Source organism: Catenulispora rubra (assembly GCF_015356825.1).
In the GTDB taxonomy this organism is placed as follows: domain Bacteria; phylum Actinomycetota; class Actinomycetes; order Streptomycetales; family Catenulisporaceae; genus Catenulispora; species Catenulispora rubra.
Genome location: NZ_JAACYW010000544.1, coordinates 1 through 2,833, shown reverse-complemented (window position 1 = coordinate 2,833; position 2,833 = coordinate 1). Strand labels below are relative to the sequence as shown.

The 2,833-nt window shown below is 71.9% G+C and carries 4 protein-coding genes; 1 reads left to right on the top strand and 3 read right to left on the bottom strand.

All coding sequences use genetic code 11. The annotated features are described in order from the left end of the window. Window positions 1-72: 72 nt before the first annotated feature. Entirely contained in the window at window positions 73-405 is a 333-nt protein-coding gene (locus GWK61_RS53755) for an ArsR/SmtB family transcription factor (protein WP_194922157.1), read from the top strand. 235 nt (window positions 406-640) lie between these two features. Here the strand turns inward: GWK61_RS53755 and GWK61_RS53750 are convergent, their stop codons facing one another. From GWK61_RS53750 to mug, 3 genes are all read right to left on the bottom strand, one after another. Continuing rightward, complete coding sequence (locus GWK61_RS53750; protein WP_194922156.1) at window positions 641-1,702, bottom strand: N-acetylglucosamine kinase; 1,062 nt, start codon at window positions 1,700-1,702, stop codon at window positions 641-643. Window positions 1,703-1,736: 34 nt separating this feature from the next. Further along, window positions 1,737-1,955, bottom strand: coding sequence for a hypothetical protein (locus GWK61_RS53745; protein ID WP_194922155.1), 219 nt, complete (start codon window positions 1,953-1,955; stop codon window positions 1,737-1,739). A gap of 156 nt (window positions 1,956-2,111) precedes the next feature. Continuing rightward, window positions 2,112-2,696, bottom strand: coding sequence for a G/U mismatch-specific DNA glycosylase (gene mug / locus GWK61_RS53740; protein WP_194922154.1), 585 nt, complete (start codon window positions 2,694-2,696; stop codon window positions 2,112-2,114). Window positions 2,697-2,833: the final 137 nt, after the last annotated feature.

Genomic DNA, 2,833 nt, shown 5'->3' with positions numbered 1-2,833 from the left:
GCGGCCGAAGCGGGGGGCGGCGGCGCGGCGGGTTCGGCGGGCGGCGGTGTTCTCGCCGAGCCGGTCGACGAGGTGCTCACGGCGCTCGCCGATCCGACCCGCCGGCGTCTGCTGGACCTGCTGGCGGTGCGCGGCGCTGCGTCGGCGACGGAATTGGCGGGGGATCTGCCGGTGACCAGGCAGGCGGTGGTGAAGCACTTGGCGGTGCTGGACGCCGCGGGGCTGGTCGCCGGCCAGCGCGTGGGGCGCGAGGTGCGGTTTGAAGTGCGGTCGGCGGCGCTGGACGCGACCGCGCGATGGATGGCCACGTTGGCTGCCGACTGGGACCGGCGACTCGCACGGATCAAGGCGGTCGCGGAGGCTGCCGAGGCGGCGGAAGTTGCGGCGCGTGAAAGCGAGCGGTGAACGTGGCGGGTTCGCGGGAGCTGCCGGCGCGCGTGCCGACCGTGCACGTGCCGCAACACTGCGCTTACCCAACACTTGCTTCTTAACGCACGTATGGCGCGCACGTCCCCGGATGACGCCTGGCCGCCTCTCTTAACGTGTTTTTCAGGTCGATCTGCGACCCTTTCGAGCTCCGGTGATTCGCGCTGCTGTCGACAGCGCGAATCACCGGAGCCTGCTTTCCGGGGTATGCGCCTCAGGCCGGGATCGGCGCGTCGGCGCCCCAGCGTCCCACCCCGTAGCGGATCGCGCCGATGACCGGTGCGTCGCTGACCACGGTGATCGGGCCGGGGGCGCGTTCCTGGACACGTGCCAGCAATCTGGGGTGTCCCGCGGCTGCCACCGAGCCGCCGAGCAGGACGTCCGGCGCGTCCAGTTGCAGGCGTCGGGCGGCCGAGGTGGCCATGCCCGCGATCTCGTCGGCCAGGACGTCGATCAGCCAGCCCGCGATCTCGTCGCCGGCGTCGGCGGCCGCGAAGACCGCCGGTGCCAGTTCGGCCAGGCGGCGGTCGGACTCTTGGCCGCGGTGGATGGCCAGGACGACGTCCAGGGCCTGCGGGCGTCCGAAGTGTGAGGTGACTGCGTCGAGCAGTGCGGTGGCCGGGCCGCGACCGTCCTCGGCGCGCACCGCCCACCACAGGGCCGCGCGTCCCAGGTCTCCGCCGCCGCCCCAGTCGCCGGACTCCTGGCCCAGGCCCGGGAACGTCGCGGTGCGGCCGTCGGGGGCGACCGCCACGCAGTTGATGCCGGTGCCGCAGACGACTGCGACGCCCTGGCGGCGGGGCGAGCCCGCGTAGAGGACGGCGAAGGTGTCGTTGGCGACGTAGACCTCGTCGGCCCAGCCGCGCGCCTCGACCTCGGCTTGGAGGGTGGAGATCTCCTCCGGGAGGTCGGCGCCGGCCAGGAAGGCGGCGATGCCGCGGACCCGGGTGATGGGGCCGAGCGCGGTCGGCTCTTCGTTGCTGCTGGCTTTGTTGTCGGCGCCGCGGCCGTCGCGGTCGTTGCCGCTATCGCCGCTATCGCCGTCGTCGGCGCCGTCGAGCGCGACCTGGGCGCCGTCCCCCGACAGCACCTGCGCCACCAGCCCGTCCAGCACGGCCATCGCCGCCGGCACGCCCAGCGCCTGCGGCCGGAACGGCCCGCCGATCGCCCGGCGTACCGGCGTGCCGTCTGCCCGGACCAGGCGCACGTCGGTCTTGCTGTTGCCGCCGTCGACCGCGAGCAGCAGGTCGGCGTGGCGTCCCTCGGCGGTGCTCATGGGCGGCACCCTATCGGGACGCGGCGATCACCACTCACTCGCCGCTGGGCGGCACCTTCGCGCGCGGCTTGATCGCCAGCGGACTGATCCCCACCATCGTCAGCCCGGCCCGCGCGTAGCTCAGGAACACCGTGCGCGCGGCCCGGCCCACCACACACCGGGCCCGCTCCCGTCGCCAAGCCCCGGACAGCTCGTGCCCGAGTTCGTCGGCGTACTGCTCGAACACCACCCGGTCCCGGTCGGCGACGGACATCGGCGGCTCCTGACTGTTACGGACAGATGTGATCTGGGTTACAGGGCATAGTGCCGACACCTGCTTGAAAGGTCAACGACCATCGAGCGACTGTCTACGGCCATCTACGGCCGTCACCGACCATCACCGACCACCGATGACCCGGCTCCGGCGACTTTATGACGCCACTGATCCTGCCGGTCCTGCCGGTCCCGCCGACCCCACCGCCTCCCGCAGCTCGCCGTAGGTCGCGGCGAGCGAGTCCAGGTTGTAGTGCGCGTTCAGCCCGCTCGGATTGGGCAGCACCCACAGTCCGGTCTCGCCGACCATGCGATCCTGCCGCCCCACCACGGCCTTCGGCGCGTCGAAGGCGATCCGGTACGCGCCGATGCCCACGACCGCCAGCCAGCGTGGTCGGAACTGCTCGACCTTCGCGCGCAGCACCTCGCCGCCGGTGCGGTACTCGTCGGGGCGGAGTTCGGCGGCGCCGGCGGTGGCGCGGGCTACGACGTTGGTGATGCCCAGGTGCCAGGTGAGGAGGTGTTCCTGGTCGGCGGGGGCCAGTTGGTGGGGGGTGAAGCCGGAGCGGTGCAGGGTCGGCCAGAACCTGTTGCCGGGGCGGGCGAAGTGGTGGCCGGTCAGGGCCGAGAGGAGTCCGGGGTTGATGCCGCAGAACAGGACGGCCAGGTCCGGGGCGATGACGTCCTCGATCGTGCGGCCGTTGGCGGCGGCCAGGTCCTCGGGGGTGTGGCGGGCGGTCATGGAGCAGGAGCCTAGTGTCCTGCGCCTGAAGTTCGTTTCAAATATTTAGCGAGTGAGTTGAGGATCTCCTCGGCCGTCTTCTTCCAGACGAACGGCCGGGGGTCCTCGTTCCATGTTGCTATCCAGGCTCTGATGTC